Below are 26,999 nucleotides of genomic sequence, written 5' to 3'. Positions count from 1 at the left end.
AGGGGAATTACTCACGTTGACGACTGCCATTCAAGGCATCTTCGCCGTCCGTCCCTATACGCCTCACTGCCAGGTGATCCATGACGAGGGGGACCACGCCGTCATCGGCATCTCCTCCGGGAACTCCTACTTCACCCACGACCGCGTGCTCGACCTCGCCCGGTGGGGGCTCGAACACTTCCGGCAGGTCGATCTCATCTGGACCGACATGCACGTGGCCGAGATGTTCGTGGCCCTCGGCTACCCCGAGGTCGAAGCGCAGCGCAAGGCGGTGAAGAACCTCCGCGGCGTCCGCGCCAAGGTCACCGCCGCGGTCGCCGCCCTCGACCCCGAGGGGGAACGGCTGCGCGGCCGTCCCATGTCCGCGCTCCTGGAGTTGCCGGCCTACCAGCGCATCCGCTCCCGGCTCGACACCCTCATGACCGACGACCCCGAGTTCCGCGAGGTGTGCGACCAACTCGCGGCCCGGTTCCTCGCCGACAAGCTGAACGGCCAACCGCCCACCGAGTTGCAGCGCGAGGTGTGCATCAAGTACGTGTGCGCCGAGGTACCCCTGTTCCTCGACACCCCGGCCATTCTCGGGGTCTCCTCCTCGCTCAACTGCTACCACCAGGCACTGCCGTTGGCAGAGCTGCTGTACGCACGGGGCTGGGGCCTGCGCGCCTCGCGCAATCAGGGCCACGCCGTCATCACCCCCGCCGAAGCACCCGAAGAACAGGACCGCCCCGCATGACCACCACCATCGACCCCTCCACGGCCGCCGCCGCCGACGAGCTCACCCGGTTCCCGTTCGACGCCAACGGCACGCGACTGCCCGACGAGATCGCGCACCTGCTCACCGAAGAGCCGGTCAAAAAGGTCCGCACCATAGCCGGAGCAGAGGCCTGGCTGGTGTCCTCCTATCGACTGTGCAGGCAGGTACTCGACGACCCGCGGTTCTCCCTCAAGGACACCTCCGCACCGGGTGCGCCCCGCCAGTACGCGCTGACCATCCCCCCGGAGGTGGTCAACAACATGGGGAACATCACGGGTGCCGGGCTCCGCAAGGCCGTGATGAAGGCCCTCAACCCGAAGGCCCCCGGGCTGGAGGCATGGCTGACCGGCCACGCGCACGCGCTCGTCGACCGGTTGGTCGCGACAGGGGTGCCGGCCGACCTGCGCCGCGACTTCACCGTCCCCTACTCCACCGGGCTGCACTGCCACATCCTCGGCATCCCCCAGAGCGACGGCCCCGACCTCTACCGGTCGCTGCACGTCGCGTTCATGAACAGCCCCCGCACCATCCCCGCGGCGGGCATCAACTGGGACCGCGACATGGGCCACATGATCGCCCGTCTCGACGACCCGGCGACGACGGGCCTCATGTCCGAACTCGCCGCCCTGCGGGACGACCCCGACTACGCGCACCTGACGGACGAGATGCTCGCCACCGTCGGCGTCACGATGTTCGGCGCGGGCGTCATCAGCGTCATGGGCTTCCTCACCATGGCACTCGTCTCCCTGATCCAGCACCCCGAACTGAAGGCCCAGTTGATCGCCGACCCGGCGCTCATCCCGGCCGCGGTGGACGAGCTGCTGCGCATCAACCTGTCGATCGCCGACGGCCTGCCCCGGATCGCCACCGAGACCATGCAGCTCGGCGACGTCACCGTGCAGAAGGGGGAGCTCGTCCTCGTCCTCGTCGAGGCCGCCAACCACGACCCCGCCGAATTCGAGGACCCGCACACCGTCCGCCTCGACCGGCCGAACCCGAACGCGCACCTGTCGTTCGGCGGCGGAGGCCACTACTGCCCCGCCACCGCCCTCGGCAAGCGGCACGCACAGATCGCCGTCGAGGTGCTGCTCGAGCGGCTGCCCGGCCTCGACCTCGCCGTGCCGATCGAGCAGCTCGTGTGGCGCACCGGGTTCATGAAGCGCATCCCCGAGCGGATGCCCGTGCTCTGGTGACGTTTGACGACGCCCCTTAGGCGCCTTCGGGTACCGGCAGCCGGGACGCCCGGCTGCCGGTCTCGGGCATCTGAGGACCGTCCGCACCGGTCACAGGTGCCGGCGCTGGGCGCGCCTCTCGCTCTCGTAGCGCTTCCTGGCTTCGCGGGCGGCGGGGGACGCGGAGACCTCCGCCACCGCGACCTCCCACCAGGCGTGGGACGCCAGGGCCGGCAGGTCCGGTGCCGGGGGCGCCGTCTCGACGTAGATCGCCGTGGGCCGCTCCGCCTTCCTGGCGTCGAGCACCGCCTGCCGCAGCTCCGCGACCGTGCGCGGGCACAGCACGCCGACTCCCAGGCTCTCCATGTTGGCGGCGAGATCGACCGGCAGCGGACGGCCCGCATAGCGCCCGTCGGCCGTGCGGAAGCGGTAGTCGGTGCCGTAGCGTTCCGCGCCCACGCTCTCGGACAGGGCTCCGATGGACGCGTAGCCGTGGTTCTGCACCAGCACGGGGATGATCTTGATGCCCTCCTGGACGGCCGTCACCAGTTCCGTCGGCATCATCAGGTACGTGCCGTCGCCCACCAGCGCGAACACCTCGCGCTCCGGCGCGGCGAGCCGGACACCGAGCGCGGCCGGGATCTCGTAACCCATGCACGAATAGCCGTACTCGACGTGGTATTGGCGGCGCTCGCGCGGACGCCACAGCCTGTGGAGATCGCCGGGCATCGATCCGGCCGCGTTGACGACGACGTCGGTCGGCTCCAGGAGTTCGCCCAGGACGCCCAGCAGCTGGGCCTGCGTGGGCGGGCGGCTGCCGTCGGGGGCCGCGACGGCCTCGTCGACGGCGCGCTGCCAGCGCGCCACCCCGTCGCGGTACTGCGCCCGGTGGCTCTCCGGGACCCGGTACGTGCCCAGGCGCGCGGTCAGCGCCTCCAGGGCGGCGCGGGCATCCGCGACCAGCGGCTGCCCGGCGAGCTTGTGGCCGTCCGAGGCCGCGACGTTGACGTTGACGAACCGGACGCCGGGCCCGGCGAACAGCGTGGCCGAGGCCGTCGTGAAGTCGCTCCAGCGGGTGCCGACGCCGATCACCACGTCGGCCCGTCGCGCCACGTCGTTGGCCGCAGCCGTCCCGGTGTGGCCGAGGCCGCCGAGGGCCGACGGATGGTCCCAGTCCAGCACGCCCCGCCCGGCCTGCGTTTCGGCGACCGGGATCCCGGTGGCGTCCGCCAGTGCGCGCAGTGCATCCTCGGCGGCGCTGTGGTGGACGCCTCCGCCGGCCACGATCAGCGGGCGCTCGGCGGCCCGGATCAGCCGTACGGCGCGGTCGAGTTCGCCGAGGTCGGGCTGCGGGCGGCGGATGTGCCACACCCGGTCGGCGAAGAACTCCTCGGGCCAGTCGTGGGCCTGGGCCTGGACGTCCTGGGGGAGGGCCAGGGTGACGGCGCCGGTGTCGACCGGATCGGTGAGCACCCGCATCGCCTGGAGTGCCGCGGGGATCAGCATCTCCGGCCGCCAGATCCGGTCGAAGAAGCGGGAGACGGGCCGGAGCGTGTCGTTCACGCTCACGTCGCCGGCCCACGGGGTCTCGAGCTGTTGCAGCACCGGGTCGGCCGGCCGGCCCGCGAACACGTCGCCGGGCAGGAGCAGCACCGGGATCCGGTTGATCGTGGCGAGGGCGGCCCCCGTGACGAGGTTGGTCGCACCGGGGCCGATCGAGGTGGTCACCGCGTGCGTGCTCAGGCGCCCGCTCTGGCGGGCGTACCCGACGGCGGCATGGACCATCGACTGCTCGTTGCGGCCCTGGAGGAAGGGCAGGCCCGCAGGGTCCTGCGCCGCCGCCTCGGCCAGCGCCTGGCCGAGGCCGGCCACGTTCCCGTGGCCGAGGATGCCCCAGCAGGCCGTGATCAGGCGCTGCCGGTGGCCGTCGCGCTCCGTGTACTGGCGGGAGAGGAAGCGTACGAGCGCCTGCGCGGTGGTCAGCCGGACCGCGGGGGAGTCGGCTGCGGAGGCGGTGTCGGGCGGGGGCAGCATCAGCGCGTGCCTTCCGGGGACGGGGCGGTGTAGAGGGGCAGCCGGGGGTCCGCGGGCTCGTCCGGCCAGGTCCCGCGGATCCAGGCGTGCGCGGGGTCGTCGCAGATCAGCCAGCGCCGCTCCGCGCTCGGACCGGCCATCACGTTGAGGTAGTACATGGGGTAGCCGGGAGCGGCCATGGACGGACCGTGCCAGCCGTCGGGCACCAGGACGGCGTCACCCGTGCGGACTTCGGCCAGGACGTCGGAGGGACCGCCCGCGCCCGAGGGATAGACGCGGTGGTAGCCCATGCCCTCGCACTTGCCCTCGCCGCTGCGCGCGCTCCCGCACGGACCCTCGCCGATGGCGAACCAGTAGATCTCCTCCAGCCGGGACTCCACGCCCGGCCGGTCCTGGTCGTGCTTGTGCGGCGGGTACGAGGACCAGTTCCCGGCCGGGGTCAGGACCTCGACCGCGATCAGCCGGTCCGCCTCGAAGGCCTCGGCGGAGGCGAAGTTGTTGACCTGGCGGGCGGCCCGGCCGGCCCCGCGGATCTCGACCGGCACCCCGGACGCCGGTCCGTAGCGCAGCGGGAGCTTCGAGGTGCAGCGGGCCCCGCAGAGAGCGAAACGGCCTCCTCCCGCCGAGTCGACCCGGGCCGTCGCGTCCCGCGGCAGGTACGCGAAATCGCTGACGGCGCTGAACACGTCCGGACGTCCGTGCAGCAGCAGCCGCGCACCCTCGCACACGACCTCGGCCGCGCCGGACAGCGGCAGCAGGATCCATTCGCTGTCGCCGGTTTCGAGGGTGTGGGAGCCGCCCGGTGCCAGGTCGAGGATCCGCAGGGAGGTGTGGGTCCAGCCGGCGGACTCCGGGTCGATCCGGCAGCGGTAGCCGTCCCGCGCGGCGGCGCCGTCGGGCAGGTGGAGATGTGTCACGTGGTGCTCCTGGTACGGGGCCGGCGCGAGGGCGGGAGGCGGGCGGGGGAGGGCGGGATGAGGCGGCAGGGGTTCAGCGGTCCAGCAGGCCGACGGCCGTGTCGACGGCCCGGGCGACGTCCCCGTCCGGCGGATACAGCACGGTGCGCCCGATCATGAGCCCGCGTACCTGCGGGATGCGCAGGGCCTGGCGCCAGGACTCGTACATCGCGTCGCGGTCCGGGCCGCCCTCGCCGCCCAGCAGCATCGTCGGCAGCGTCGTCGAGGACATCATCCGTTCCATGTCCGCGACGATCGGGAGCTTCAGCCAGGTGTGCGCGGTCGTACGGCCCAGGCCCTGGGCGATGTTGTTCGCCCACATCTGCTCGTCCGCGGTCAGCAGGTTGACGATCCTGCCCCGCTGCCGGCGGGAGCTGAACGGTTCGATCATCGCCATGAGCGATCGCTCGTTGAGCGCGTCCGCCGCCCGGGCGGCGCTCTCCAGGGTCCTGATGGTGCGCGAGTCGTGCGGATCGATGCGCAGCAGCATCTTCCCGCCGTCGAGACCGGAGTCGGCGATGCCGGCGGCGTCGTACCCGGTGAACCGGTCGTCCATCTCGAACGTGGCGCCGCTCAGGCCGCCCCGGTTCATCGAGCCGAGCACCAGCTTGCCGTCCAGGGCCCCGAGCAGGGTCAGGTCCTCGACCAGATCGGCGGTGCCGAGGAAGCCGTCCACACCGGGACGCGCGAGCGCCTCGGCGCAGCGGGCCAGCAGCTCGTGCCGGTCGCCCATGGCGGCGGGGTCGCCGCCGGCGGCCATGGCACCGCGCGCCGGATGGTCGGCGGCCAGGACGAACATCGGGCGGGCCAGCCGTGCCCGGTCGAACCGCGGGCGCCGGCGGACCAGCAGTCGGACGGCCTCGGGGTCGCAGGCCCGCAGCTCGGTGAGGGAGCTGAGGTCGAACGGCCGCCGCACGAGGGGCGGGGAGCATGCGGTCGGCGTGGCGGCCACGGCGGTCTCGGTCATACGATCATCTCTCGGTGGCCTTCGGTACGGGGGTCCCTCAGCCGGTGTGCGGCCGGCGGGACGGCCAGGACCGGATCGTCCGGACGCCGCCGCCAGTGGCGGGCGAGCAGCGCCCGGATCTCGTGGGGTTCGGGCATGTCATCGGCGCACGCGAGGCGTCCGGCGACGAGGGCGCCGGCCGCGTTGGCGGTCTCGACGACCTCCCGCAGCGGCCGGCCCCGGCGCAGCCCGGCGGCCAGCGCGCCGCCGAACGCGTCACCGGCGCCCAGTCCGTTGACGACCTTGACCGCCAAGGGGGAGACCCGGACCTCCTCGGTGGCGGTACGGGCCAGGACGCCCGCCGGTCCCTGCTTGACGACGGCGAGCCGTACGCCCCGCTCCAGCAGCAGGTCGGCGGCCCGGTCGGGGTCCCGGGTACCGACGGCGACCTCGGTCTCGTCGCGGTTGCCGACGGCGACGGTGGCGAGTTCCAGACCCTGCGCGTACCAGGCGGGGGCCTCGGACGGGTCGTCCCAGAAGGACGGGCGCCAGTCGAGGTCGAACACCACGTCGGCGCCGGGCGCGCGCCGGGCCGCCGCGAGCAGGGTGGTGCTCCGGGACGGGTCGACGGCCAGTCCGCCGCCGGTGATCCAGACGATCGCCGCGGCACGGATGACGTCGAGGTCCAGGGCGTCCGGGGCGATGCACTGGTCGGGGGCGACGGGCCGCCGGTAGAAGACGAGCGGGAAGTCGTCCGGCGGGTGCATTTCGCAGAACACCACCGGGGTCTGAGTGCCGGGGACGGTGACCACCTGGCGGTCGTCCACACCGAACGCGCGCAGCGTCCGCCGTACGTACGGACCGAAGGGGTCCTCCCCCACCCCGGTGACGACCGCGGTGCGCAGACCGTGCCGGGTGGCGGCCACGGCGACGTTGGTGGCCGTACCGCCGAGCGATTTGGCGAAGGTCTGCACATCGGCCAGGGGCACGCCGGTCTGCTGAGGGTAGAGGTCGACCCCCACGCGGCCCAGGGCCACCAGGTCGTACGACGGGATCCGGCCCCCGCCCGCAGCGGTGCCCGTGGTGCTCATCGGCCGACCGCCCACCGGCCGGCGCCGAGATCGGCGAGGAGCCGCAGCCCGGCGGTGACGTCACGGACGGGCCCCTCGCCGGGCGCGGGCTCGGCGGTGAGGACGGCGTCCTGCTCCATGACGTACCAGCCGTCGTACCCGCTGCCCTCCAGCAGCCCGACCAGTTCCGCGATCTGCGCATCGCCCTGGCCGAGCGGCCGGTACATGCCGGCTGCGACGGCGGCGGTGTAGCCGAGCCGGCCGGCGCGGACCTGCTCGGCCGCCCCGGCGTCGACGTCCTTGAGGTGGACGTGGGCGATCCGGCCGGGGTCCCGGCGGGCCAGCGCGAGCGGGTCCGTGCCGCCGACGAGGAGGTGGCCGGTGTCCAGGCAGAGAGGGACGCCGCTGCCGTCGAGGACCCGCAGGACCTCGTCCACCCGCTCGACCATCGTGCCCACATGGGGGTGGAGGGTGGCGGTGATGCCGTACTCGCGGGCGGCGGCGGCGAGGGAGTCGAGGCGGGCGAGGAGGGTGCGCCAGCCGTCGGAGCCGAGGCTCGGGCGGCTGTCGTACCCGTCCAGGCCTGTGGCCGCGGCGAGTACGAGCGTGTCCGCGGAGCAGGCGGCGAAGGCGGCGAGGGCCGCGCGGACCGCGGGCAGCGGGTCGAAGTCCGGATCGTGCAGCACGGCGGGGACGAAGCCGCCCACCGCGCGCATGCCGTGCGCGCCGAGTACGGCGAGGCGTTCGCCCGGGGCATCCGGCAGGAATCCGTCGGGCCCGAACTCGGTGGCCGTGAGGCCCAGTTCCCGCATCTCGCGCAGCACCCGGGCGGGCGACATCTGATGGCCCCAGCCGGGGACCTCGCACACGCCCCAGGAGATCGGGGCCGCGGCGATCCGGGCGGCCAGGGGCCGGGTGGTGTCCGCCGTGCTCATCGGGCATCCCCTCCGGCTCCGGCTCCGGCGCGGACGTCGTCGACGCGGACCGGGCTGCCGAGCCGCCGGGAGAGTTCGCAGGCCTCGGCGACGAGCAGCGCCTCGAGGGCGTCGTGCCCGCTGCAGGGGGTGGGGCGCAGGCCCCGCGCGACATCGAGGAAGGCGTCCAGCTCGGCGACGTAGGCGTCGTGGAAGCGGGCGAGGAAATCGGGCCACGGGTCGGCCGGAGCCTTGGGGCCGTCGGGTTCGGCCGAGTACAGCGGAGCCCGGGCGTCGAGGCCGGCGACCAGGGTGCCCCGGCTGCCGGAGACCTCCATGCGCACGTCGTACCCGGCGCCGTTGTAGCGAGTGGCGTTGCAGCTGACCAGGGTGCCGTCGTCGAGGGTCAGGAGCGCCGCCGCCGTGTCGACGTCACCGGCCTCGGAGAAGAACGGCTCGCCGAGGTTGGAGCCGGTGGCGAAGACGCTGACCACCTCGCGGCCGGTGACCCAGCGGACGATGTCGAAGTCGTGGACGCAGCAGTCCCGGAAGAGGCCGCCGGAGGTGGGGACGTACGAGGCCGGCGGCGGGGCCGGGTCGGCGGTGACGGCCCGGATGGTGTGCACGAAGCCGAGGCCGCCGGTGCGGACCGCCTCGCGGACGGCACCGTACCCGGCGTCGAAGCGCCGCTGGAAGCCGAGCTGGAGGGCGGTGCCGCAGCGCTCCACCTCGCGCAGAGCGGCGAGGGTGCCCGGTACGTCGGTGGCGATCGGCTTCTCGCAGTACGTGGGGAGCCCGGCCCGGGCGGCGCGGATGATCAGATCAGAATGGGCGTCGGTGGCGGTCGCGATGACCACGGCGTCGACGCCTGCCCGGAGCACGGCCTCGACCGAGTCGAGAGCGGCGACGGATGCCCGGGCGTCCGCGAGCGTGCCCGCCACGTCGTGGGCGCGGGCGGGATCGGTGTCGGCCACCAGGAGTTCGGTGACCGCGGGGTGGGTGGCCAGTGTTCTGGCGTGGAAGGAGCCGATGCGGCCCGTTCCCAGAAGACCGACGCGCATGGTGTCGCCTTTCGACGGAGCGGAGAGCAGGGGGAGAAGAGGGAGTGGCCGGGCTGTCGTCAGTCGGCGGGCGCGGGCTCGGGCGAGCGGAGTTCGTGCTCCAGGGCCTCGAGTTCGGCTCCGCCGGCCATCTGGCGGGTCAGCTCGGCCAGCGAGATGTCGGCCTTCTCGAAACAGCCCAGGCTGCGGCCCCGCTTGAGGAGCAGGAACCGGTCGCCGACCGGGTAGGCGTGGTGCGGGTTGTGCGTGATCAGGACCACGCCGAGACCCCGGTCCCGCGCCTGTGCCACGTAACGCAGCACCACACCGGCCTGCTTGACGCCGAGCGCCGCGGTCGGTTCGTCCAGAATGAGCACCCGGGCCCCGAAGTGGACCGCCCGCGCGATGGCGACGCACTGCCGCTCGCCACCCGACAGCGTCCCGACCGGCTGCTCGACGTCGCGCAGGTCGATGCCCATCTCGCGCAGTGCCGTACGGGCCGTATCCCGGCCGTACCTCCGGTCGAGGAGGCGCACCGGCCCGAAGCGGCGTACGGGCTCGGAGCCGAGGAAGAAGTTGCGCCACACGCTCATCAGCGGCACGACCGAGAGGTCCTGGAACACCGTGGCGATACCCCGGTCGAGTGCCGCGCGCGGTGAGGGGAAGTGCACCGGCTCGCCGTCGAGGAGGAGTTGGCCGCCGGTGTGCTGGTGCGCACCGGCCAGGATCTTGATCAGGGTGGACTTGCCGGCTCCGTTGTCGCCCAGGACACAGGTCACCTGGCCGGGATGGACGACCGCGCTCACGTCGCGCAGCGCGATGACGGAGCCGTACGACTTGCCGATGCCCTTGGCCTCCAGCAGCGGGCGCAGCGCCCGGGATGCGTCCTTCATCGCCGTACCCTTTCCGCCCGACGCCGGAACGTGTTGTTGACCAGGACGGCGGAGAGCAGCATCACGCCGAGGAACGCCATGAACCAGTCGCTGTTCCACTGGGCGAAGACGATGCCCTGGCGGGCCATGCCGAAGATGAGCGCGCCGATCGCGGCGCCGACCGCCGAGCCGTACCCGCCGGTCATCAGGCAGCCGCCGATGACCGCGGCGATGATGTACTGGAACTCCAGCCCGACACCCTGGTTGGCCTGCACGGTGGTGAACCGCAGGATGTTGATGGTGCCGACCAGCCAGGCGGCGGTCGCCGTGGTCATGAACAGCACGATCTTCGTACGCTCGACGGGTACGCCCACCTGACGGGCACTCAGTGCCGAGCCGCCCACCGCGAAGATCCAGTTTCCGCCGCGGGTGCGCATCAGGACGAGCGAGGCGAGCACCGTCGCCACGACCCACCACACCAGCGAGATCTGGAACGACGTCCCCCCGATGTCGATGGTGGAGGCGAAAACATAGCCTGCCGATTCGAAGCCCGGCGTACTGCGCATACCGCTGACCTGCACGCTTCCTGTCACCGCGCGGGTCACGCCGAGGTTGAGGCCCTGGAGGGCGAGGAACGAGCCGAGGGTGACGATGAAGCTCGGCAGCCCGGTGCGCATGACCAGCCAGCCGTTGAGGGCTCCCACGCCGAGGGCGAAGGCCAGCGCGACGAGGAGCGCGAGCCAGACGTTCCAGCCGAGTTCGACCGAGAGCAGTGCGGTCACCAGGGCCGTGGACGCCGTCATCACCCCGGCGGAGAGGTCGAACTCGCCGCCGATCATGAGCAGGGCGACGGCGACGGCGACGATGCCGAGCGTCGCCGAGTCGTCGAGCCAGGTCGCCGCGCCCAGCGGGCTGAGGAACTGGCCGGTGACCGCGGAGAAGAAGGTGAAGACGAGCAACGCGCCGAGGAGGGCGCCGAGTTCGGGCCGCAACAGCAGCCGGCCCAGTGGGCCGCGCCGGGCGAGCCGCTCGTCCGGCCCGGAACCCTGCTGCGGGGTGGCGGGGGTAGTTCGGGCGGGGGAGGTTGCGGTCATCGGGTGCCCCGGGCCGCGTACTTCGCCACCTGGTCGACGTTGGACGCATCGACGAAGGCGGGGCCGGTGAAAACGGGCAGGCCGCCGCCGACGGTGTTGCCGTTGTCGTGCTGGAGCTTCAGCATGACGACGGGCAGGTAACCCTGCTCGTACTGCTGCTGGTCCACGGCGAAGGTGATGGTGCCGGCCTTGACGGCGCCGATCACGTCGGTGTTGAGGTCGAAGGTGGCCACCTGTGCCTTGGAGTTGAGGGCCTTGACCGCTTCGGTGGCCGTCGCGGCTATCTGGGCGTTGAGCGTGAGGACGCCGTCGACCGCGGGGTCGGCCTGGAGGGCGCCGCGGATCCGGGACAGTACGTCGGTCGGGTTGGCGGCGTCGACCTGGAGGTTGACCACGTCGCCGCCGAAGCCCTTGCGGGCGCCGTCGCAGCGCTGGTTGAGGCCGATGTTGCCCGCCTCGTGGATCACGCAGAGGACCTTGTGGCGTCCGCTCTGCCTGAGCTTGGCGCCCGCGCCCTCACCGGCGACCGATTCCTCCTGGCCCACGTGCCCGATGGCGCCGAACTCGCGGCTCTTGGCGGATCCCGAGTTGATGGTGATCACCGGGATCCCGGCCGCGACGGCGGCCTTGACCGAACTCTGGAGGGCGTCGGGGTTGGCCATCGAGACGACCAGGCCGCCGACGTGCTGGGCGACCGCGTTGTCGATCAGTTTGGCCTGGCCGGAGGGGTCCGGGTCGGAGTTGTAGTCCACCTGTACGCCGAGCTGCTTGCCCGCGTCGGTGGAACCGTTCTTCACCACGTTCCAGAACGCGTCGCCGGGACCGCCGTGGCTGATGACCGCGATGTGCAGGGATCCGTTTCCGGCAGCCGGCTTGGCGCCGGACGCGCCGGCGGCCGGACTCTTGGCGGAACCGCCCTCGGCGGCGGGGCCGCTGCAGGCGGCGGCGAAGGCGAGCGCCACGGCGACCGCGGCGGTGGGCAGCGGGCCGGGCAGGTTGCGTCTGCGGGACGCGGAGGGTCGGCGTCCGGGTGCGGAGTGGTTCACGTTCATGGGGTGCGACCTCCGATGAGGGGCTGCGGGGCCGGAGGCGAGGTGTCGGCCCTGAAGGGGGAGTACGTGCGCCGGCCGCTGGGGCACCCCGGGGGGCGGGTGGGTGTGCCGCAGCGATGGGCATCACCTTCGTCCCGCGCAAGTCAGTATGTCAAGACATACGGACTTGGTTGTTCGGTGTGTGAGGTCGGACCGTGACGGGTCCGGGGGTGCGCCTCAGCGCGCCATGAGGGTGATTTCGAAGGAGTAGAGCGAAGCACGGTAGAGGTGGTCGCCGTACTCCACGGGGCGGCCGTCGCTGTCGTACGCCGTGCGCCGCATGGCCAGCAGCGGGGCACCCCGGACCTCGGAGAGCAGCCGGGCCTCGGCGGTGGACGCCCGCCGGGCGGTGATCGACTGGTCGGCCAGGCTCAGCCGGGTACCGGCCGCGCGCAGCAGCTCGTACAGGCCCCGGTCCGCCAGGTCGTCCACGGTGAACCGGCACAGCTCGACGGGGACGTGGTTGCGCAGCAGGGCCAGCGGCTCGCCGTCCGCATAGCGCAGCCGCTCGAGCGCGACGACCTCGCTGCCCGGCGGCAGGCGCAGCGCAGCCGCCACCTCGTCCGGGGCCGGAACGCGCTCCATCGACAACACCTCGGTGCGCGGATGCCGGTCGGCGCGGAGCAGGTCGTCGTGGAGGCTGGTCAGCTCGACCTGGCGGCGGACCCTGCTGTGCACGACCTGCGTGCCGACGCCGCGCTTGCGGACCAGCAGCCCCTTGTCGACGAGGTGCTGGATGGCCTGCCGCATGGTGGGACGGGACAGGCCCAGGTCACCGGCCAGCGCGATCTCGTTCTCCAGCCGGGATCCGGCGGGCAGCTCGCCGCCCGCGATCAGCTCCTCCAGCCGTACGGCCACCTGGAAGTACAGGGGAACCGGGCTGGAGCGGTCGATGCTGATCAGCGAGGCGAGGGAAGACATCCTGGGCTCCAGCGGCCGGGGGGCGAGAGTGACATTATCCCCCGCGCCGCCTCGTTGATCAGCATGTCCTGACGTCCTGATGCCCGTACGCCTTGACCGGCGGAACCCCGGTGGAACCCCATGGGATCCCCGGGGCCGCCTCAGGGGGCCAGGAACGAGGTGAGCGCGGCCGCCACCGCTACGGGATCCTCCAACTGCGGGTAGTGCCCGACGGCAGGCGGCCCGGCGAGCTCCACGACCTCGGCCTGCGGCATGCGCGCCCGGATCCGGGCGAGTACGTGGGCCCCGCTGATCGGATCGGCAGGCCCCCACACGAACAGCGTGGGTCCGGGGAAGCCCTCGAGGGCCGAGGTCCAGCGCGCGGCATGCCGGCGGCGCTCGTCGATGTAGCGCAGCAGTCGCGGGGCGAGGCGGTGGCCGCCGGCCCGCGACGCGGACGCCCACAGGTCGTGAAGGTCCTCGTCGTGGACCGGCCGCCCGAGCACGGCGCGCAGGGACCCGGCGAACCGCCGCTCCGTGGTGAGCGGCGCCAGCAGCGGACCCAACGGGCCGTGCAGCAGACGCTGGATCGGCACGGGGCGGTGCAGATCGGGGTAGAGGCCGCCGTTGAGCCAGGCCATGCGGGTGATCCGGGCCGGGTCACGGGCCAGCAGCTCCTGGCCGACGCTCACCCCGTAGTCGTGTGCGACCAGGGCGGTTCTGCCGATTCCGTACCGCCGCCAGACCTCCTCGACCAACGAGGCCTGGTCGAGGAGCGAGTAGCGGTGATGCCGGGGCTTGTCGCTCTCCCCGAAACCGAGCAGGTCCAGCGTGGTGACCCGCAGTCCGGCCGCGACGAGCGCCGGGACGACGGCGGCCCAGTCGTGGGAGGAGGTCGGGAAACCGTGGACGAGGGTGACGGGAGCGCCGGACGCGGGCCCGTCCTGGCGTACGAACACCGAGTGACCGTCGATCCGGACGGTGCTGCCACCCTCGGTCCAGCCGCGCAGCGGCGGCAGGACGCGTCCGCTGCTCATGCCGTCGGTCATGCCTGCGCCTCCTCGTCGTGCAGGTGGCCCAGCCCGTGCAGGAGCGCGCGCAAGCCGAACGCGAACTCGGCCTCGGCGTCGAGCGAGTTGAGCAGTTCGGCGTGGCGGCGGACCACGGGGTGGGTGCGCGGGGAGAGGGAGGCGAACAGGTCGGCCATCGCGGCACGCTGACCGGCGGTACGGGCCGCGCCGCCCGAGTCGAGCACGGCCGCGCCGATCACGAAGTGGGTCACCGTCAGGTAGACGTGGACGGCCGGCCGCGGAGCCCACCCGTGGGCGAGGAGCTGCCCGAGGGCGTGCTCACGTGCCCGCAGGGCATGGGGACCGAGCAGCTGACCGGCGGTCAGCAGCGGGACGATCGCCGGGTGCGCGGCGAGGACCCGGCGGAACTCCCGCGCCCCGCCTTCCAGTCCGGCCCGCCAGTCCCCGTCGAGCGAGGGCAGCCGGATCTCCCCCAGCATGTGGTCGACCGTCTCGATCAGCAGCTCCTCGCGGCTCGCGACGTGCCGGTAGAGGGAGGTGTGGCGCACCTGGAGGTGGTCGCCGAGCCGGCGCATCGTGAGCGCCTCCAGGCCCTCGCGGTCGGCCAGTTCGAGCGCGCCCGCGGTGATCCGGTCGAGCGTCAGCCCGCCTTGGCGGGGCCTGCGCCGGTCGCGTTCGGCGTACCGGGCCCGCCACCAGGCGGGGGAACCGGGCTCCGCGGGGGCGGGTTCGGACTCGGCTCCGGGCTGGAGTGTCATGGGTGGTGGCGCCTATTCGAAGAGGTCGGGTTCCGTGCGGGTGATCTCGTCCCAGAGGGGCTGGAAGGAGAACCAGCCCGCGAGCGGGAACCCGGTCTGGTCCCGGGTGTGCCGGGCGGCCTCGGGGTCGATCAGGTGCGGGGTGCCGGCGGCCTCCGCGAGCAACTGCGCCTGGGCGCTGCGCTCCATCGAGATGAACCACCAGGCCGCCTCGTCGACCGATTCGCCGACGGTGAAGATGCCGTGGTTCTGGTGGATGACGGCCTTGTGCGGCCCCAGCCCCGCGGCGAGCTGCCGGCCGGCCTCCTCTTCGACCACCACGGCACCGGCACCGTCCCGGTGGACGGTGTGCTGCTCGTACACGGCGCACGCGTCCTGGGTGATCGGGTCCAGCAGGCGCCCCAGACTCGAGAACGCCTTCCCGTGGACGGCGTGGGCGTGACAGGCGGCGACCACGTCGGGCCGGGCGGCGTGGATGGCCGAATGGATCACGAATCCGGCCCGGTTGACCGGGCGCCTGCCGTGGCGGACCTGCCCCTCGTGGTCGACGAGGATCAGGTCGCTGACCCGTACGTGCCGGAAGGACATGCCGAACGGGTTGACCCAGAACATGTCCGGGTACTCCGGGTCGCGCACGGTGATGTGCCCGGCGACCCCTTCGGAGAAGCCGAGGCGGCCGAAGACGCGGCAGGCGCCGGCGAGCCGCTGCTTGCGGTGCTCGCGCTCCTGCGCGGCGTCGGTGAACACGGGCGGCAGGGCCAGCTCGAGGTTCTCCTGGCGCGGCACGAACGCACTGCCGCGCAGCCCGGCGCCCGCCGCGGCGCCCGTACCTGTCCCCGTCCCCGCCTCTGTGTCCGTACCCGTGTCCGTACCCGCGTCGGCCGTCTCGTGCCGCCCTCGGGTGCCCGTCGTCCCGTCCACGCCCGCCTCCCTCTGCTATGCGTCCGCTGGACGCACATCATGGGTCCAGCGGACGCATAGCGCAAGACCTCTCTAGCTTGATCTTTAACCTCTGAGGTCGAACGGTGCGTCGAACTCGATCACTCGGTTCGGTAACCAGCGCACGCGGAAGCGGCCTTCGTCTGGATCATGTGCTCCGACCAAGGAAACACTCACATCCAGCGCGAAGGCCGTGAGGATGAGTCTGCTGCATCGTGATGCCCGGCGAGAGCCGTTGGCGGAACTGTCACGCTTCCGGGGTGAGTTCTACTCCTGCCTGACCGCTCGTTCGGACGCGTTGTTCGAGCTGGCCGACGCGATCCTGTGCGGCAACGGTCCGGTGAGGTCACTGGCCGAGTTGTCGCTGGTGGGCGAACACCGCCGCGGCCATGGAGGGCTCTACGCCGGTGTGGCCCATGGCCGGGTCGACACCAGTCGGCTGCGGCTCGCGCTGGCGGCGGTTCCGCTGCCACGGGCAGCCGACGGCCAGCTGGTCCTGGCCATCGACATCACCTGCTGGCTGCGGCCTGACGCCCACACCTCGCCGGAGCGGATCCTGTGCCACACCTACGGTCGGGGCAAGGACCAGCACATCCCCGTTCCCGGCTGGCCGTACTCGATCATCTGCGCGCTGGAGCCCGGCCGCAGCTCATGGACCGCACCCCTGGACGCGCTCCGCCTGGCGCCCGGGGACGACACCGCCACCGTCACTGCCGGGCAGCTCCGCGAACTGGTTGAGCGGCTCATCACGGCGGGGCAGTGGCAGACCGGCGACCTGGACATCCTCGTCGTCGCGGATGCCGGATACGACGCACCCCGCCTGGCCCACCTGCTACGGGATCTGCCGGTCCAGGTCCTGGCACGGATGCGCTCGGACCGCGTCCTGCGCAGGGCCGCCCCGTCCCGGCAGCCACACACGATGGGGCGGCCGCCCCGGCACGGAGGAGAGTTCGTCTTCGGCCAGCCCGACACCTGGGGCACCCCGGACACCGAGACCGTCACCGACACACGCCTTTACGGCACCGCCACCGCCCGCTCCTGGGACCGGCTCCACCCCAAACTCACCCACCGCTCCTCCTGGGCCGCGGCGGACGGCACCCTCCCGATCATTGACGGGACTGTGGTCCGCCTGGACATCGACCGTCTGCCCAGCGGAGCAACCCCCAAGCCGGTCTGGTTGTGGTGGTCCGGCACCGACGCAAACCCCGCGGATGTCGACCGCCTCTGGCAGTCATATCTGCGGCGCTTCGACATCGAACACACCTTCCGCCTGTTCAAACAGAGCCTCGGCTGGACCTCCCCGAAGGTCCGCACTCCCGAGGCGGCGGATCGGTGGACCTGGCTGATCCTCGCCGCCTACACCCAACTCCGCCTCGCCCGCCCACTGGCAGCCGACCTCCGCCGGCCATGGGAGAAACCCGCATCGGCCGACCGCCTCACACCCGCCCGCGTCCGCCGCGACTTCCGGCACATCCGCACCAAGACCACCTGCCCGGCCAGAGCACCGAAACCCTCCCGTCCCGGCCCCGGCAGGCCACCCGGCCGCAAGAACAGCCAGCCCACACCCCGCCACGACGTGCACACAGTCCGCAAAACAGACGCCGCGAATCCGAAAACGAAGAAGTCCACGACTCCTCGCCCACGCCGCAAGGGTTAAAGATCAAGCTAGGGGGTGTCGTCAAAGTAGCGTCGTCCGCCCGTGAGGGCGGGGCCGGCGGGGTCTGGTGCGTGTGATCGCAAGGCGGAGGTGGGGGTCCCCCCGCCGAAGGCAGGGGGAGGAGGCGACGCTCGCGTCGTCGACCGACGACAACGCCGCGAGCGCGCGTGCCAGACCCCGCCGGCCTGGGGGCACCTCCCAGCGGTAGCTGGGGGAGGGGCTTTGACGACACCCCCTAGTCTTCTGAGTCTTGAGTTCTGTTCAGATGTGTAGGCTTGGCCTATGGCGCGGATGGGGCGGCCGAAGGCCGAGTTGACGCTGTCGGACGAGGAACGGGCCGCACTGGAGGGGTGGGTGCGGCGTCGTTCCACGCCGCAGGCGTGGGCTTTGAGGTGCCGGATCATCCTGGCCTGCGCCGAGGGCGTCTCGAACAAGGATGTGGCCGTCCGTCTCGGATCGACGCCTCATGCGGTCGGCCGTTGGCGGGCCCGTTTCGTGCAGTACCGGATCGCGGGCCTGGGAGACATGCCGCGTTCCGGCGGCCCCAGGTCGGTGACGGATGAGCAGGTGGCCGCAGTGGTCACCAGGACGTTGGAGTCCACGCCGACTAGTCTTCTGAGTCTTGAGTTCTGTTCAGATGTGTAGGCTTGGCCTATGGCGCGGATGGGGCGGCCGAAGGCCGAGTTGACGCTGTCGGACGAGGAACGGGCCGCACTGGAGGGGTGGGTGCGGCGTCGTTCCACGCCGCAGGCGTGGGCTTTGAGGTGCCGGATCATCCTGGCCTGCGCCGAGGGCGTCTCGAACAAGGATGTGGCCGTCCGTCTCGGATCGACGCCTCATGCGGTCGGCCGTTGGCGGGCCCGTTTCGTGCAGTACCGGATCGCGGGCCTGGGAGACATGCCGCGTTCCGGCGGCCCCAGGTCGGTGACGGATGAGCAGGTGGCCGCAGTGGTCACCAGGACGTTGGAGTCCACGCCGAAGAACGCAACGCACTGGTCGACGCGGTCGATGGCGAAGGAAATGGGCCTGTCCCAGTCCTCGGTCTCACGGATCTGGCGGGCGTTCGGCCTGCAGCCGCACCGGTCGGAGACGTTCAAGCTGTCGACCGATCCCTACTTCGTCGACAAGGTCCACGATGTCGTCGGCCTCTACCTGGACCCTCCCGAGCGGGCGCTGGTGTTCTGCGTGGATGAGAAATCGCAGATCCAGGCCCTGGACCGGTCCCAGCCAGTGCTGCCGATGATGCCAGGAGTCCCGGAGCGGTCAACGCACGACTACGTCCGCGCCGGCACGACCACCCTGTTCGCCGCACTCAACGTGGCCACCGGCAAGGTGATCGGCTCCCTGCACCGCCGGCATCGCGCCGAGGAGTTCAAGAAGTTCCTGGTCAAGCTCGACAAGGAAGTGCCTGCCGGTCTGGACGTCCACCTGATCTGCGACAACTACGCCACCCACAAGACGCCGGACATCAAGAAGTGGCTGCTCGGCCACCCCCGGTTCCACCTGCACTTCACGCCGACCGGGTCGTCCTGGCTGAACCTGGTGGAGCGATGGTTCGCCGAACTCACCAACAAGCAGATACGGCGAGGCGTCCACAAGTCCGTCCAGGCCCTCGAGAAGGACATCCGTGACTGGATCGCCGCTTGGAACACCGACCCCAAGCCCTACGTCTGGACCAAGACCGCAGACGAGATCCTCGAACGCCTCGCCAGCTATCTGAACAGAATTCCCGACTCAGAAGACTAGCGGGCGGTGCCGAAGTCCTGCGTCCAGTAGGAGTTCGGCTGCGCGAGGGCGACGCCGATCTCCTTGAAGGCACAGTTGAGGATGTTCTCCCGGTGCCCGGGGCTGTTCATCCAGCCGGTCATGACCTGCTCGGGCGTGTTGTAGCCGTAGGCGACGTTCTCGCCGTAGGTCGTCCACGTGTAGCCGGCGCGGGTGATGCGCTGGCCCGGGTCGGAACCGTCGGAGCCGGTGTGCGACATGTTGGCGTGCGCGGCCATGTCCTGGCTGTGCTTCAGCGCGGCATCCGTCAGCTTCGCATTGACGGTCAGCGCGGAGCACCCGACCTTGGCGCGCTCCTTGTTCACGAGGGCCACCACCTCGGCGGCCGGGCCGGAGGGCGCAGCGGTCGGGGTCGCCGGCTTCTGTGGTGTCACCGGCGCCGTCGGACGGGCCGGGGCCGGCTGCGCGGGCTTCGGCGCAGCGGGGGCGGTCGACGGCTCCGTGGGCTCCGTCGTCTGCGGAGCCTGCTCGGTCTGCTCGACCGGTACGGCCGGTGCCGTCTCGAGCGGGGCGTCCGCCGGACCCGCCTGGATCTGGAGCGACTCGCCGGGGGAGGGGGCGCGGTGGGAGGGGCGCATGCCGTGGTGCCGGCCGGCGGCCCTCGACGAGCCCGCCTCCTGGGTGTCCAGGCACGCCATGGCGGCCGTGGGGATGCCGACGATGCCGAGCGTGACGGCGGCGATGGCTATTTTCTTGTAGTGCGTCCGCTTTTTACGGTGCTTGTGCATGCGTGACCTCGCTTGGTTTCTGCGATGCGTCCTGCGCCTGAGCTGCTGGAGCGCCGGGGCCGGGCCGCCATTCTTAGAAGCCCCTGAACGGGCTGGCAAGTCTCTCCGCCGGCCCGCGCGGGACCTCCGTACAGCGGGCTTGAAATGGGCGGACAGTCGTGCTGGCCGTCCGGTCGGCCGACTGCGTGAGACGAAGACCGACCCTCAGACACGCCTGTGGCGTGGCGAGTTACCCCAGAACGCGCCGATCCGCAGAATGCCTATTTCGCCGAAGAGGGGAATGTCGATTCCAGTGGGACAAATATCGACATGTCGGGGAAGAGTGAGCGGACGTAATGCTTCCGTGATCCCTTGACGCGTAGTGATGCATGTCACTGTTTCGCGAGGAACCAGCGCCGGTGAACAGGCGTCCGCGGGGGTCCTGTGACGGCGCCGCCGGACGGCTCGCGGGGCCGTGGGGTGCCGGTCGATCCGTCGGCCGCGGCGCTCCGCATCCCCGGTCTGGGTCAACTCGTCCTGAAGTCAGCCCTGTTGTACAGCCGATCAAGGCTGAACCGTCCGTGTCGGGACCCTTGCTGTGCCGGCGAGGTTCGCGAATGATGCTCGCTGTGCGCCGGCCCCTCGGCCGGGATCCGCCCCGCCCCGAACCGACCGGCCCCGGAGGCCTGCTTTGCGGACGAGCCAGCACATCCGGAGATCATCCCTCGTCGTCGGCGCCGCCCTCGCGCTGGTCGTCGCCGCCGCCCAGACGGCCTTCGCGGCTCCGCCCCCGGCGCTTCCCGCCCAGGCCGAAGCCATCGAGCTGGCCTTCCAGCCGGCGTACGACTACGACACGGACGGCTGCTACCCGACGCCCGCCATAGGCCCGACCGGAGTCCTGAACGGCGGCCTCAGCCCCACCGGCGCCCTCAACGGCAGCTGCCGCGACGCCTCGGACCTCGCCAACACCAACGGTTACTCCCGCGCAGCCTGCAACAACGGCTGGTGCGCCGTCGTGTACGCGCTGTACTTCGAGAAGGACCAGGCCGTCCCCGGCATCAGCCTCGGCGGCCACCGCCACGACTGGGAACACGTGGTCGTGTGGATCCAGGGCGGCGAGGCGAAGTACGTCGCCACCTCCGCCCACGGCGACTTCGAGATCCACGCGCGCGACCGGATCCGCTGGGACGGCACGCACCCCAAGATCGTCTACCACAAGGACGGCATCGGCACGCACTGCTTCCGCGCGGCGAACACGAACGACGAACCGCCGGAGAACCACCGCGGCACCTGGCAGTTCCCCGCGCTCGTCGGCTGGTCGGGCTACCCGCCCACGCTCCGCGAGAAGCTCAGCCAGGCCGACTTCGGCAGTGCCCACTTCGGCCTGAAGGACGGCGCCTTCTCCTCCCACCTCGCGGAGGCCAAGCCGGCGGGCATCCCCTTCGACCCGTACCAATAGGCGGCGCACGCACCTGCGGAGTCGCGCCCCGTGCCGCCCCGGGCGTCAGCGGTAGCGGATCACCCGGACCCCCGACTCGTGGAACGCGTCCAGGCTCCGCAGTTCTTCGGCGGAGGCGTCGATGATGCCGACGTGGCCCGCCTCCGTGTGCAGCCCCGTCAAGAGCAGGCCGACGCTTTCGCGTCCTCGGGCGTCCCGCCGCCGGACCCACAGCAGGGCGCGCCCGCCGGGCGGCAGCGCGGCAACGGCCTGCACGGCATCGACGACGGTCGTGTGCTCGGAGACCTCCGTCACCGCACCCAGTTCCGCCATGGTGGAGGCCAGCCATTCGGCCTTCCCCGCAGGAGGCGTGGGACCGGTCGGCTCGCCCCGGTCCCAGGCGGCAAGGAATCCCCAGGGGTCGGAATTCGGCAGCAGGAACGGCTCCTGCGGCCCCTTGGGCACCACCACGGCGGAGTCGAGCATCGCCTGCCTCCAGTCCCCGCTCCGCAGCGCGGCCGAGGTCTGGCACGCGAACAGCCAGCCGCGGGCCGTCTCGTCCCCGGCGTCCGGCGACACCAGCTCGACGGGCTGGGTGTAGGTGCGGCGCAGCCACTCCTCGGCCTTGTGCCGGGCGGCCTCGAAGTCGTCGGCCCGCTCCGGGCCGCCGGGCCGTACCCGGGCGAAGACCAGTTCCAGCAGGCCGGCCGTGTCCAGGCGGGCCAGTCCGCCGGTCATCCCGTCGAGGAACACCACGGAACCGCCGTTGTTGTGCGCGTACAGCAGGTGGCCGCTCACCTCCGTCCCGCCGAGGGTACGGCGCACCCAGACCACGCCCTGGGTGTCCGGACCGGTCTGCTGCGCCCGCTCGATGACCTCGTCCCAGCTCGTGCACCGCAGTTGTTCGGCGCCGGGGAAGTAGCGCCGCAGCAGCAGTTCCCACCATCCCGGAGCCTCGTGCGCCGGCTGCCACGGCAACGGGCACGAGGGCGCCCCGGCGATCGCCGCCGCCATGGTGACCACGCATCCGCGGGAGTTCAGGCGTCGCGTCTGGGCCTCGGGGTCACGCTCCACGGGGTTCTGCGTGTAGGCCGCGGCGTCCCGCCACGGATCGTCGGCCGCCGGGTGGAACGGCGTGCCGAGGTCCTTGGGCACGACCAGCGAAGCGGCCAGCATCGGCGTGCGCGGGTATCCCGGCTGCGCGGTGGTCCGGCAGGCGAACAGCCAGGTCCCGGCGTCCTCGGCCACGGGCTCGATCGCGGCCAGCTCCACCAGGCCGTGATAGGTGGTGAGGAGCCACTCCAGGGCCATCTGCCACGGCTCAGCCTTCACCGTCCTGGCCAGGGCGGCGGTCGCCCAGCCGCCGTGCCGCACGTACGCGAAGTACTCGTCCAGGGGCAGGTGCGACGGCGGGAACCGCACGGCGGAGCCGTCCTTGGGCACGAGCACCACGCTCGTCAGCGGAGCGGCCGGCGACCCCGCCGCCCCGGCGGTCGGCCGGGCTTCGTACCGGATGATCCAGGTGAGCGGGTCCTCCCCGGACAGCTCCCGCTGCAGGACGATCGTCCGGGGTTCGTGGGAGTACGCCCGCTCGAGATGCGTCCGCGCCGCTTCCAGGGCTTCGTTCAACGTGAGCATTGCTGTTTCCTGACAGGGTTAGCGGTAGGGGACATGGGCGATCTCGCTGATGTTGGACGTCTCCAGTCTGGCGAGCGTTCCGGTCTGACCGTCCAAGAAGACCACTCCGTGCGGGGTGTTCACGGCACTGAAGACATGGCCCACCCCGCCGTGGCGGGAAATGGCGACCACGCTGCGCGAATCCGGACCCCGTTGTTCCAGGTCCTTGATGATGTCGTCGTAACTGTTGACGACCTTCTTCGCGTCCGGAGTCACCCCGAGCTCCTTGTAGGGGATGTCCCCGGGTCCGGTCTTGGGGGCGGCCGACACCTCGATCCCGTCCAGCCGTTTGTCGAGGGTGGCCACGTTGTGCGTGCAGTTGTACTCATAGCCCGGCATGCCCGTGTTGTTCATGTCCTTGAGCCACGGGTACTGGTCGTCGAGGAACTTCTGGGCCTGCTTCGCACCGACGGAGTCGGCGTGGATGGCCCCGCGTTCCGTGATGCCCTTCGCCGGTTGCGCCAGGTGCGACCACGCCGACGGCTTCGCGGCCACCGTCTCCGCGACCCGTACGCCCGCCCGCGCCCCTCCCAGGCCCTTGGTTCCGAGGAGCTCGGGCACCAGCCGGCCGAGGCCCTCGGACGGGTCGTCCTTGAAACTGTCGATCAGAGCCCCCGGAATCCGTTCCGGATGGGCGGCCGTCGACACGAGGCCGGCCAGCGTCATGTTGAGGTGCTGCGCGTACTCGGCGGGATGGGTCAGGTTGTACGGATCCATCGGGTTCAGGCCGCGGGCGAAGTTCAGCAGCCCCGCCGTTCCCTTGACCACCCCTCCGACGAAGTGGTTGAGCTCCACGGCCTCTGCGCCGTAGTAGTCGCCGATCCCCGCCAGCGCCCGCTCGGACGGGGGCGGCTCGGCCGGAGCGTGCGCCAGCGCTGCCGCCAGCGCCTTCTGCGCGTCGGCGGCCGCGTCGTTGCGCTGCCTGCGGGCCTCCTTCAGGATCTCGTGGGCCCGCGTGCCGTCGGCCTTCCCGGCGTCGACGGGCTCCACCGGCTTCTCGCCGGGGTCCTTGCCCGCATCCGCCGCCGCGGTGTAGGCCTTGACCTTGGACGTGTAGTCCTCGTGCGCTTCCCTGGCCTGTTTGACGGCCGCCTTGTAGAGGTCGATGGCCTGCTGTGCCTGCTGCTGCGCCCACTCCACCGTCCCGGCGTACCGGTTCATGGCGCCGGCCGCTGCCTCGCAGGCGTCGGCGGCGCGCAACCAGTCCGTCGGGTGCATCGCGAACTTCTCGCGGAACGTTTCGGCCGCCTGACCCTTCCAGTGCTCGGAGTCCAGCGCCTTCATCCCCTCGCCGACCCGGTCGAAGGCGGCCTTGAAGTCGGTGAGGTGCTTGGTCGATTCCCGGATCGCCGACGCCTTGCCGTGGATGAGCTCGTTCGCCTGCTCGGTCTGCCCGAGCTGCTGCTCGCTGATCGAGGCACCGAGGTCGGAGCCGACGTCGTCGCCCCAGTCCTCGACCTTGTCCGCCCAGTCGTGCGCCCCGACATAGTCCAGGGCGGCGCCTATGCCGTCGGTGGTCTTGTCGACACCCTCCCCGACGGCCTTCTTGGTCGCGTCCCAGCCGTCCTCGAGCTTTCCCAGACCCTTGTCGAGGAGACCACCCCAGTCCGTCATCGGCGCTCACCCTGAGGCTGCGGAGCCGGTCCGACCATGCGGTCGACCGCGCCGTCCACCTCGTCGCGCAACCCGGCTGCATCGACCAGCTGGTTCGACAACAGCACGTCGGAGGTGTTCACGTCCCGCACCGCGGTCTTCCAGGCCTCCTTGCTGTTCTGGGCGGCCCGGTCGAACGACTCCTGGCTGTAGTCGGCGTCCCGGATCTGCGTGTACGCGTTGTCGGAGAGCACCTCGCCCCAGTCCTTGTCGATGACGTCCTTCTCGGAGGCGTAGGGATTGCCCATCGCCGAGTTGGTGAGGACCTTGAAGCTGCCCTGGAGGTACTGGTCCTGCTCGTGCAGCACACCGGCGGAAAGGCCCACCTTCGCCGCGAAGGAGTTGCCCTGCTGCACCAGTGAGCGCACCCCCCACTCCCAGCGCTCGCAGAAGGTCTTGAAGGTCGACGTCAAGCCGTCGTGCCCGGTCTCCATACCCGACAGGGCGATGTCGGAGAAGCCCCGCCCCATGCTGGCGGAGCCGATCATTCCCAGTTCCTTCAGCTCGCCCAGAGTGTCCGTGATGCCCCGGGCGATCTGGCCCAGTGCCTGCTGCGAGACGTCGAGATCCGCCCCGTCCCCGCTCATCGCGCCACCTCACCGTCGAGTGCCGCCCTTTCGGGCACGAACCCGCTCAACGGCGGGAAGACCATGCCGTCGGGCCCCGCCACGTCCCACGCCACCCCGCAGGGAAAGTCCAGCGCGGGCACGACCTCGTCCAGGATCCGCGCCCCGACCACCCGCCGGTACGGCCATTCCTTCCCCTGCTCGCCGCGGGCCTGCGCGAACCGGGCCAACTGCTCGTCCCCGGAGAACGCGTAGATCCAGTCGAGCCCGCCGAACCGGCCTGTCCACAGCCCGTCACGCTCGTCCAGGGGCACGAGCAGTACCCGGCTGCGGAAGTCCGCCAGCCGCTCCAGCACCGCCTCCCGCGCCATCTCCAGGGTGTCGGCCGCCGTCTCGGGCGCGGAAGCGGGGGTGGGCACGGGGGCGACCGGCGGCTCCGGCTCCGGCCGTGACGGTGGCTGCGGTTTCGTCGCGGCGCGTTCGGCGGCTGTGCGCAGCCCGGCCCACTCCTCGTCGAAATCCACCTCAGAACTCCCCTCGCCGGGCAGCCCGAGCCGAAGCGGGCCCGGTCCTTCCCGCCTTGTCATGCGCAATACGTGATCAAGCCGAGAATACCCAGGGCGTGGCGGTATCCGGTCCTCACCCCTCCCTGCGGCGCCGCCGGACGGCGAAGACGATCGCGGCGATGACGAGCAGGACGATGAGCACGGTGCCGACGAGAGCGACGGTGCCCAACTTCTTGAAGAAGCTCTTCTTCTTGCCCTTCTTGCCCTTGTCCTTCTTCTTGTCGCCCTTCTTGTCGCCGTTGACGAGGCCGGCGGAGTGCACTGCCGAGTGCTGGACCTGTCCGGATGCCGCCCGGGCCGGTGCACCCTGGGAGGGAAGCTGCGCCTGCGCGGCGGCGACCGCGGCCGGACGGGCCGTCACCGGCGCGGCCTGAGCCTGCGCCTGGGGGCTCAGCAGCAGTCCGGCCAGCGCGAGTGCGGGTATGGTACGGGCGATCCTGCGACTGATCACTTGCTTCATCTCCTTGGCCCCATTGTTGTGTCCACGATCATCGCAGGCCGGTCGGCCGCCTCTTAAGGGACCCTTATACCCGGCGGGCGTCGGTCAGATGCAAGGGCTGGGGGTATGGGGTGGGCATGAAGATCAATCGTCCGGGGCAGCCGGAGGACCTTCCGGACGCAGGCGTGCTGTGGGCGCGCTGGGCCGCGTTCGCCGCGGCGACCTGGAATGCCGAGGAGGAGAAGGAGCGCTTCCGGAGCGGATATTGGCTCGGCGGCACCCACGGCGACAGCGGGTTGCACTACGACGACGGCGCTTGCAGCCGGTGGACGTTGGTCCGGGCCGATGGCGACCGTGCTGTTCTCTCCGGTCAGGACGATTCCAGCAAGGTCGGGCGGTACGAGCCGCCGATCGATCTCCTCGCGGGGGCGCCCGGGTGGGTGCACCGGGAACTCCGGCACGACCTTCTGGAGCAAGGGAGGATCGAGTGCGTCTACTGGTTCGAGGACGGTTCCTGGCAGCGCGCGCCGTACCCCGACGACCTTCACGACGACGGGCTCGACTGCGGGATCGGTCATCTGACGTCGCGTGACCACGCCGTCGAAGAGATCTGTGCACTGTTCGAGTTCGACGGCGACTGCGAAGGCGCCGTGGAGGCCTGCGAGCAGTTCCTCGAACACGCGGAGCGGGGCACGGTCACCGCCGAGGTCGTGCGCTCCTTCGCCGATGAGGTCTTCCGGATCCAGACGGAGTACGAACTGCTCTGGCCCGCTGCCCCGATCGTCCGGTCGGAGTCGGACCTCGCCGCGATGACGGCCCTGGTGCGCCGGAGCTGACCCGTGGCCGTTGTCGTCGGCCCGGGACGGGGCCGGCCGGAATCGAACCGGCGTCCTCGCGGTTTTGGAGACCGCGCGCGACGACCTCTGCGCTACGGCCCCGT

26 protein-coding genes and 1 tRNA gene are annotated in these 26,999 nt (G+C 71.4%); 7 read left to right on the top strand and 20 right to left on the bottom strand.

Annotation, left to right across the window (positions count from 1 at the left end; genetic code table 11):
* Positions 1–16: 16 nt before the first annotated feature.
* On the top strand, positions 17–733 hold the full coding sequence (locus tag AB5J51_RS05415; protein WP_267887513.1) for a tRNA-dependent cyclodipeptide synthase: 717 nt from the start codon (positions 17–19) through the stop codon (positions 731–733).
* Positions 730–1,947, top strand: coding sequence for a cytochrome P450 (locus AB5J51_RS05410; RefSeq protein ID WP_053789134.1), 1,218 nt, complete (start codon positions 730–732; stop codon positions 1,945–1,947). Before AB5J51_RS05415 ends, AB5J51_RS05410 begins: the two co-directional genes overlap by 4 nt.
* A gap of 90 nt (positions 1,948–2,037) precedes the next feature.
* On the opposite strand, the gene iolD is transcribed toward AB5J51_RS05410, so the two are convergent.
* The 13 genes from iolD to AB5J51_RS05345 form a co-directional block, all read right to left on the bottom strand.
* On the bottom strand, positions 2,038–3,960 hold the full coding sequence (gene iolD / locus AB5J51_RS05405) for a 3D-(3,5/4)-trihydroxycyclohexane-1,2-dione acylhydrolase (decyclizing) (RefSeq protein ID WP_369777006.1): 1,923 nt from the start codon (positions 3,958–3,960) through the stop codon (positions 2,038–2,040).
* Positions 3,960–4,877, bottom strand: coding sequence for a 5-deoxy-glucuronate isomerase (iolB, locus tag AB5J51_RS05400; RefSeq protein WP_369777005.1), 918 nt, complete (start codon positions 4,875–4,877; stop codon positions 3,960–3,962). Before iolB ends, iolD begins: the two co-directional genes overlap by 1 nt.
* A 73-nt stretch (positions 4,878–4,950) precedes the next feature.
* Positions 4,951–5,883, bottom strand: a complete 933-nt coding sequence (locus AB5J51_RS05395) for a deoxyribose-phosphate aldolase (RefSeq protein ID WP_369777004.1) — start codon at positions 5,881–5,883, stop codon at positions 4,951–4,953.
* A complete protein-coding gene (gene iolC / locus AB5J51_RS05390) occupies positions 5,880–6,953 on the bottom strand; it encodes a 5-dehydro-2-deoxygluconokinase (RefSeq protein WP_369777003.1) in 1,074 nt (357 codons plus the stop codon). The genes AB5J51_RS05395 and iolC overlap by 4 nt, the downstream gene beginning before the upstream one ends.
* Entirely contained in the window at positions 6,950–7,867 is a 918-nt protein-coding gene (locus AB5J51_RS05385; protein WP_369777002.1) for a TIM barrel protein, read from the bottom strand. The genes iolC and AB5J51_RS05385 overlap by 4 nt, the downstream gene beginning before the upstream one ends.
* A complete protein-coding gene (locus tag AB5J51_RS05380) occupies positions 7,864–8,907 on the bottom strand; it encodes a Gfo/Idh/MocA family oxidoreductase (protein WP_369777001.1) in 1,044 nt (347 codons plus the stop codon). Before AB5J51_RS05380 ends, AB5J51_RS05385 begins: the two co-directional genes overlap by 4 nt.
* 59 nt (positions 8,908–8,966) lie before the next feature.
* Positions 8,967–9,779, bottom strand: coding sequence for an ATP-binding cassette domain-containing protein (locus AB5J51_RS05375; protein WP_369777000.1), 813 nt, complete (start codon positions 9,777–9,779; stop codon positions 8,967–8,969).
* On the bottom strand, positions 9,776–10,852 hold the full coding sequence (locus AB5J51_RS05370) for an ABC transporter permease (protein WP_369776999.1): 1,077 nt from the start codon (positions 10,850–10,852) through the stop codon (positions 9,776–9,778). The genes AB5J51_RS05375 and AB5J51_RS05370 overlap by 4 nt, the downstream gene beginning before the upstream one ends.
* Entirely contained in the window at positions 10,849–11,904 is a 1,056-nt protein-coding gene (locus AB5J51_RS05365) for a sugar ABC transporter substrate-binding protein (RefSeq protein WP_369776998.1), read from the bottom strand. Before AB5J51_RS05365 ends, AB5J51_RS05370 begins: the two co-directional genes overlap by 4 nt.
* A gap of 216 nt (positions 11,905–12,120) precedes the next feature.
* The gene (locus tag AB5J51_RS05360) at positions 12,121–12,864 is read right to left on the bottom strand and encodes a GntR family transcriptional regulator (protein ID WP_053789141.1); all 744 of its coding nucleotides are present in this window, start codon (positions 12,862–12,864) and stop codon (positions 12,121–12,123) included.
* Between the two features lie 140 nt (positions 12,865–13,004).
* The gene (locus AB5J51_RS05355) at positions 13,005–13,892 is read right to left on the bottom strand and encodes an alpha/beta fold hydrolase (RefSeq protein ID WP_369776997.1); all 888 of its coding nucleotides are present in this window, start codon (positions 13,890–13,892) and stop codon (positions 13,005–13,007) included.
* On the bottom strand, positions 13,889–14,632 hold the full coding sequence (locus tag AB5J51_RS05350) for a TetR/AcrR family transcriptional regulator (protein WP_053789142.1): 744 nt from the start codon (positions 14,630–14,632) through the stop codon (positions 13,889–13,891). The genes AB5J51_RS05355 and AB5J51_RS05350 overlap by 4 nt, the downstream gene beginning before the upstream one ends.
* Before the next feature lie 12 nt (positions 14,633–14,644).
* Entirely contained in the window at positions 14,645–15,436 is a 792-nt protein-coding gene (locus AB5J51_RS05345; RefSeq protein ID WP_053789353.1) for a class II aldolase/adducin family protein, read from the bottom strand.
* Between the two features lie 334 nt (positions 15,437–15,770).
* On the opposite strand from AB5J51_RS05345, the gene AB5J51_RS05340 reads away from it, so the two are divergent.
* The 3 genes from AB5J51_RS05340 (at position 15,771) to AB5J51_RS05330 (ending at position 18,974) form a co-directional block, all read left to right on the top strand.
* Positions 15,771–17,228, top strand: a complete 1,458-nt coding sequence (locus AB5J51_RS05340; protein ID WP_369776996.1) for an NF041680 family putative transposase — start codon at positions 15,771–15,773, stop codon at positions 17,226–17,228.
* Between the two features lie 282 nt (positions 17,229–17,510).
* The gene (locus tag AB5J51_RS05335; protein ID WP_369776995.1) at positions 17,511–17,873 is read left to right on the top strand and encodes a transposase; all 363 of its coding nucleotides are present in this window, start codon (positions 17,511–17,513) and stop codon (positions 17,871–17,873) included.
* A gap of 18 nt (positions 17,874–17,891) precedes the next feature.
* On the top strand, positions 17,892–18,974 hold the full coding sequence (locus AB5J51_RS05330) for an IS630 family transposase (RefSeq protein WP_369780221.1): 1,083 nt from the start codon (positions 17,892–17,894) through the stop codon (positions 18,972–18,974).
* Here AB5J51_RS05330 and AB5J51_RS05325 read toward each other — a convergent pair.
* Positions 18,971–19,741, bottom strand: coding sequence for a CAP domain-containing protein (locus AB5J51_RS05325; RefSeq protein ID WP_053789143.1), 771 nt, complete (start codon positions 19,739–19,741; stop codon positions 18,971–18,973). The genes AB5J51_RS05330 and AB5J51_RS05325 overlap by 4 nt on opposite strands.
* 670 nt (positions 19,742–20,411) lie before the next feature.
* On the opposite strand from AB5J51_RS05325, the gene AB5J51_RS05320 reads away from it, so the two are divergent.
* On the top strand, positions 20,412–21,179 hold the full coding sequence (locus tag AB5J51_RS05320) for an NPP1 family protein (RefSeq protein WP_369776994.1): 768 nt from the start codon (positions 20,412–20,414) through the stop codon (positions 21,177–21,179).
* A gap of 45 nt (positions 21,180–21,224) precedes the next feature.
* On the opposite strand, the gene AB5J51_RS05315 is transcribed toward AB5J51_RS05320, so the two are convergent.
* The 5 genes from AB5J51_RS05315 to AB5J51_RS05295 all read right to left on the bottom strand — a co-directional run bounded on the left by AB5J51_RS05315 (position 21,225) and on the right by AB5J51_RS05295 (position 26,071).
* Positions 21,225–22,796 (bottom strand): YrhB domain-containing protein, encoded by a 1,572-nt coding sequence (locus AB5J51_RS05315; protein ID WP_369776993.1) that lies wholly within the window; start codon positions 22,794–22,796, stop codon positions 21,225–21,227.
* Positions 22,797–22,814: 18 nt separating this feature from the next.
* On the bottom strand, positions 22,815–24,449 hold the full coding sequence (locus AB5J51_RS05310; RefSeq protein ID WP_136223903.1) for a putative T7SS-secreted protein: 1,635 nt from the start codon (positions 24,447–24,449) through the stop codon (positions 22,815–22,817).
* A complete protein-coding gene (locus tag AB5J51_RS05305; protein WP_136223904.1) occupies positions 24,446–25,075 on the bottom strand; it encodes a hypothetical protein in 630 nt (209 codons plus the stop codon). Before AB5J51_RS05305 ends, AB5J51_RS05310 begins: the two co-directional genes overlap by 4 nt.
* Positions 25,072–25,578 (bottom strand): hypothetical protein, encoded by a 507-nt coding sequence (locus AB5J51_RS05300; protein WP_168724208.1) that lies wholly within the window; start codon positions 25,576–25,578, stop codon positions 25,072–25,074. Before AB5J51_RS05300 ends, AB5J51_RS05305 begins: the two co-directional genes overlap by 4 nt.
* 115 nt (positions 25,579–25,693) lie before the next feature.
* Positions 25,694–26,071 (bottom strand): hypothetical protein, encoded by a 378-nt coding sequence (locus AB5J51_RS05295; protein ID WP_136223905.1) that lies wholly within the window; start codon positions 26,069–26,071, stop codon positions 25,694–25,696.
* A gap of 125 nt (positions 26,072–26,196) precedes the next feature.
* Here AB5J51_RS05295 and AB5J51_RS05290 point away from each other — a divergent pair, with 125 nt between their 5' ends.
* Positions 26,197–26,895, top strand: coding sequence for a hypothetical protein (locus AB5J51_RS05290; RefSeq protein ID WP_369776992.1), 699 nt, complete (start codon positions 26,197–26,199; stop codon positions 26,893–26,895).
* Positions 26,896–26,922: 27 nt separating this feature from the next.
* Here AB5J51_RS05290 and AB5J51_RS05285 read toward each other — a convergent pair.
* A tRNA-Trp gene (locus tag AB5J51_RS05285) sits at positions 26,923–26,997 on the bottom strand.
* Between the last annotated feature and the right edge of the window lie 2 nt (positions 26,998–26,999).

The sequence above is a fragment of the Streptomyces sp. R33 genome (genome assembly GCF_041200175.1).
Classification (GTDB): Bacteria; Actinomycetota; Actinomycetes; order Streptomycetales; family Streptomycetaceae; genus Streptomyces; species Streptomyces katrae_B.
This window is presented reverse-complemented; position numbering and strand designations above follow the sequence as displayed.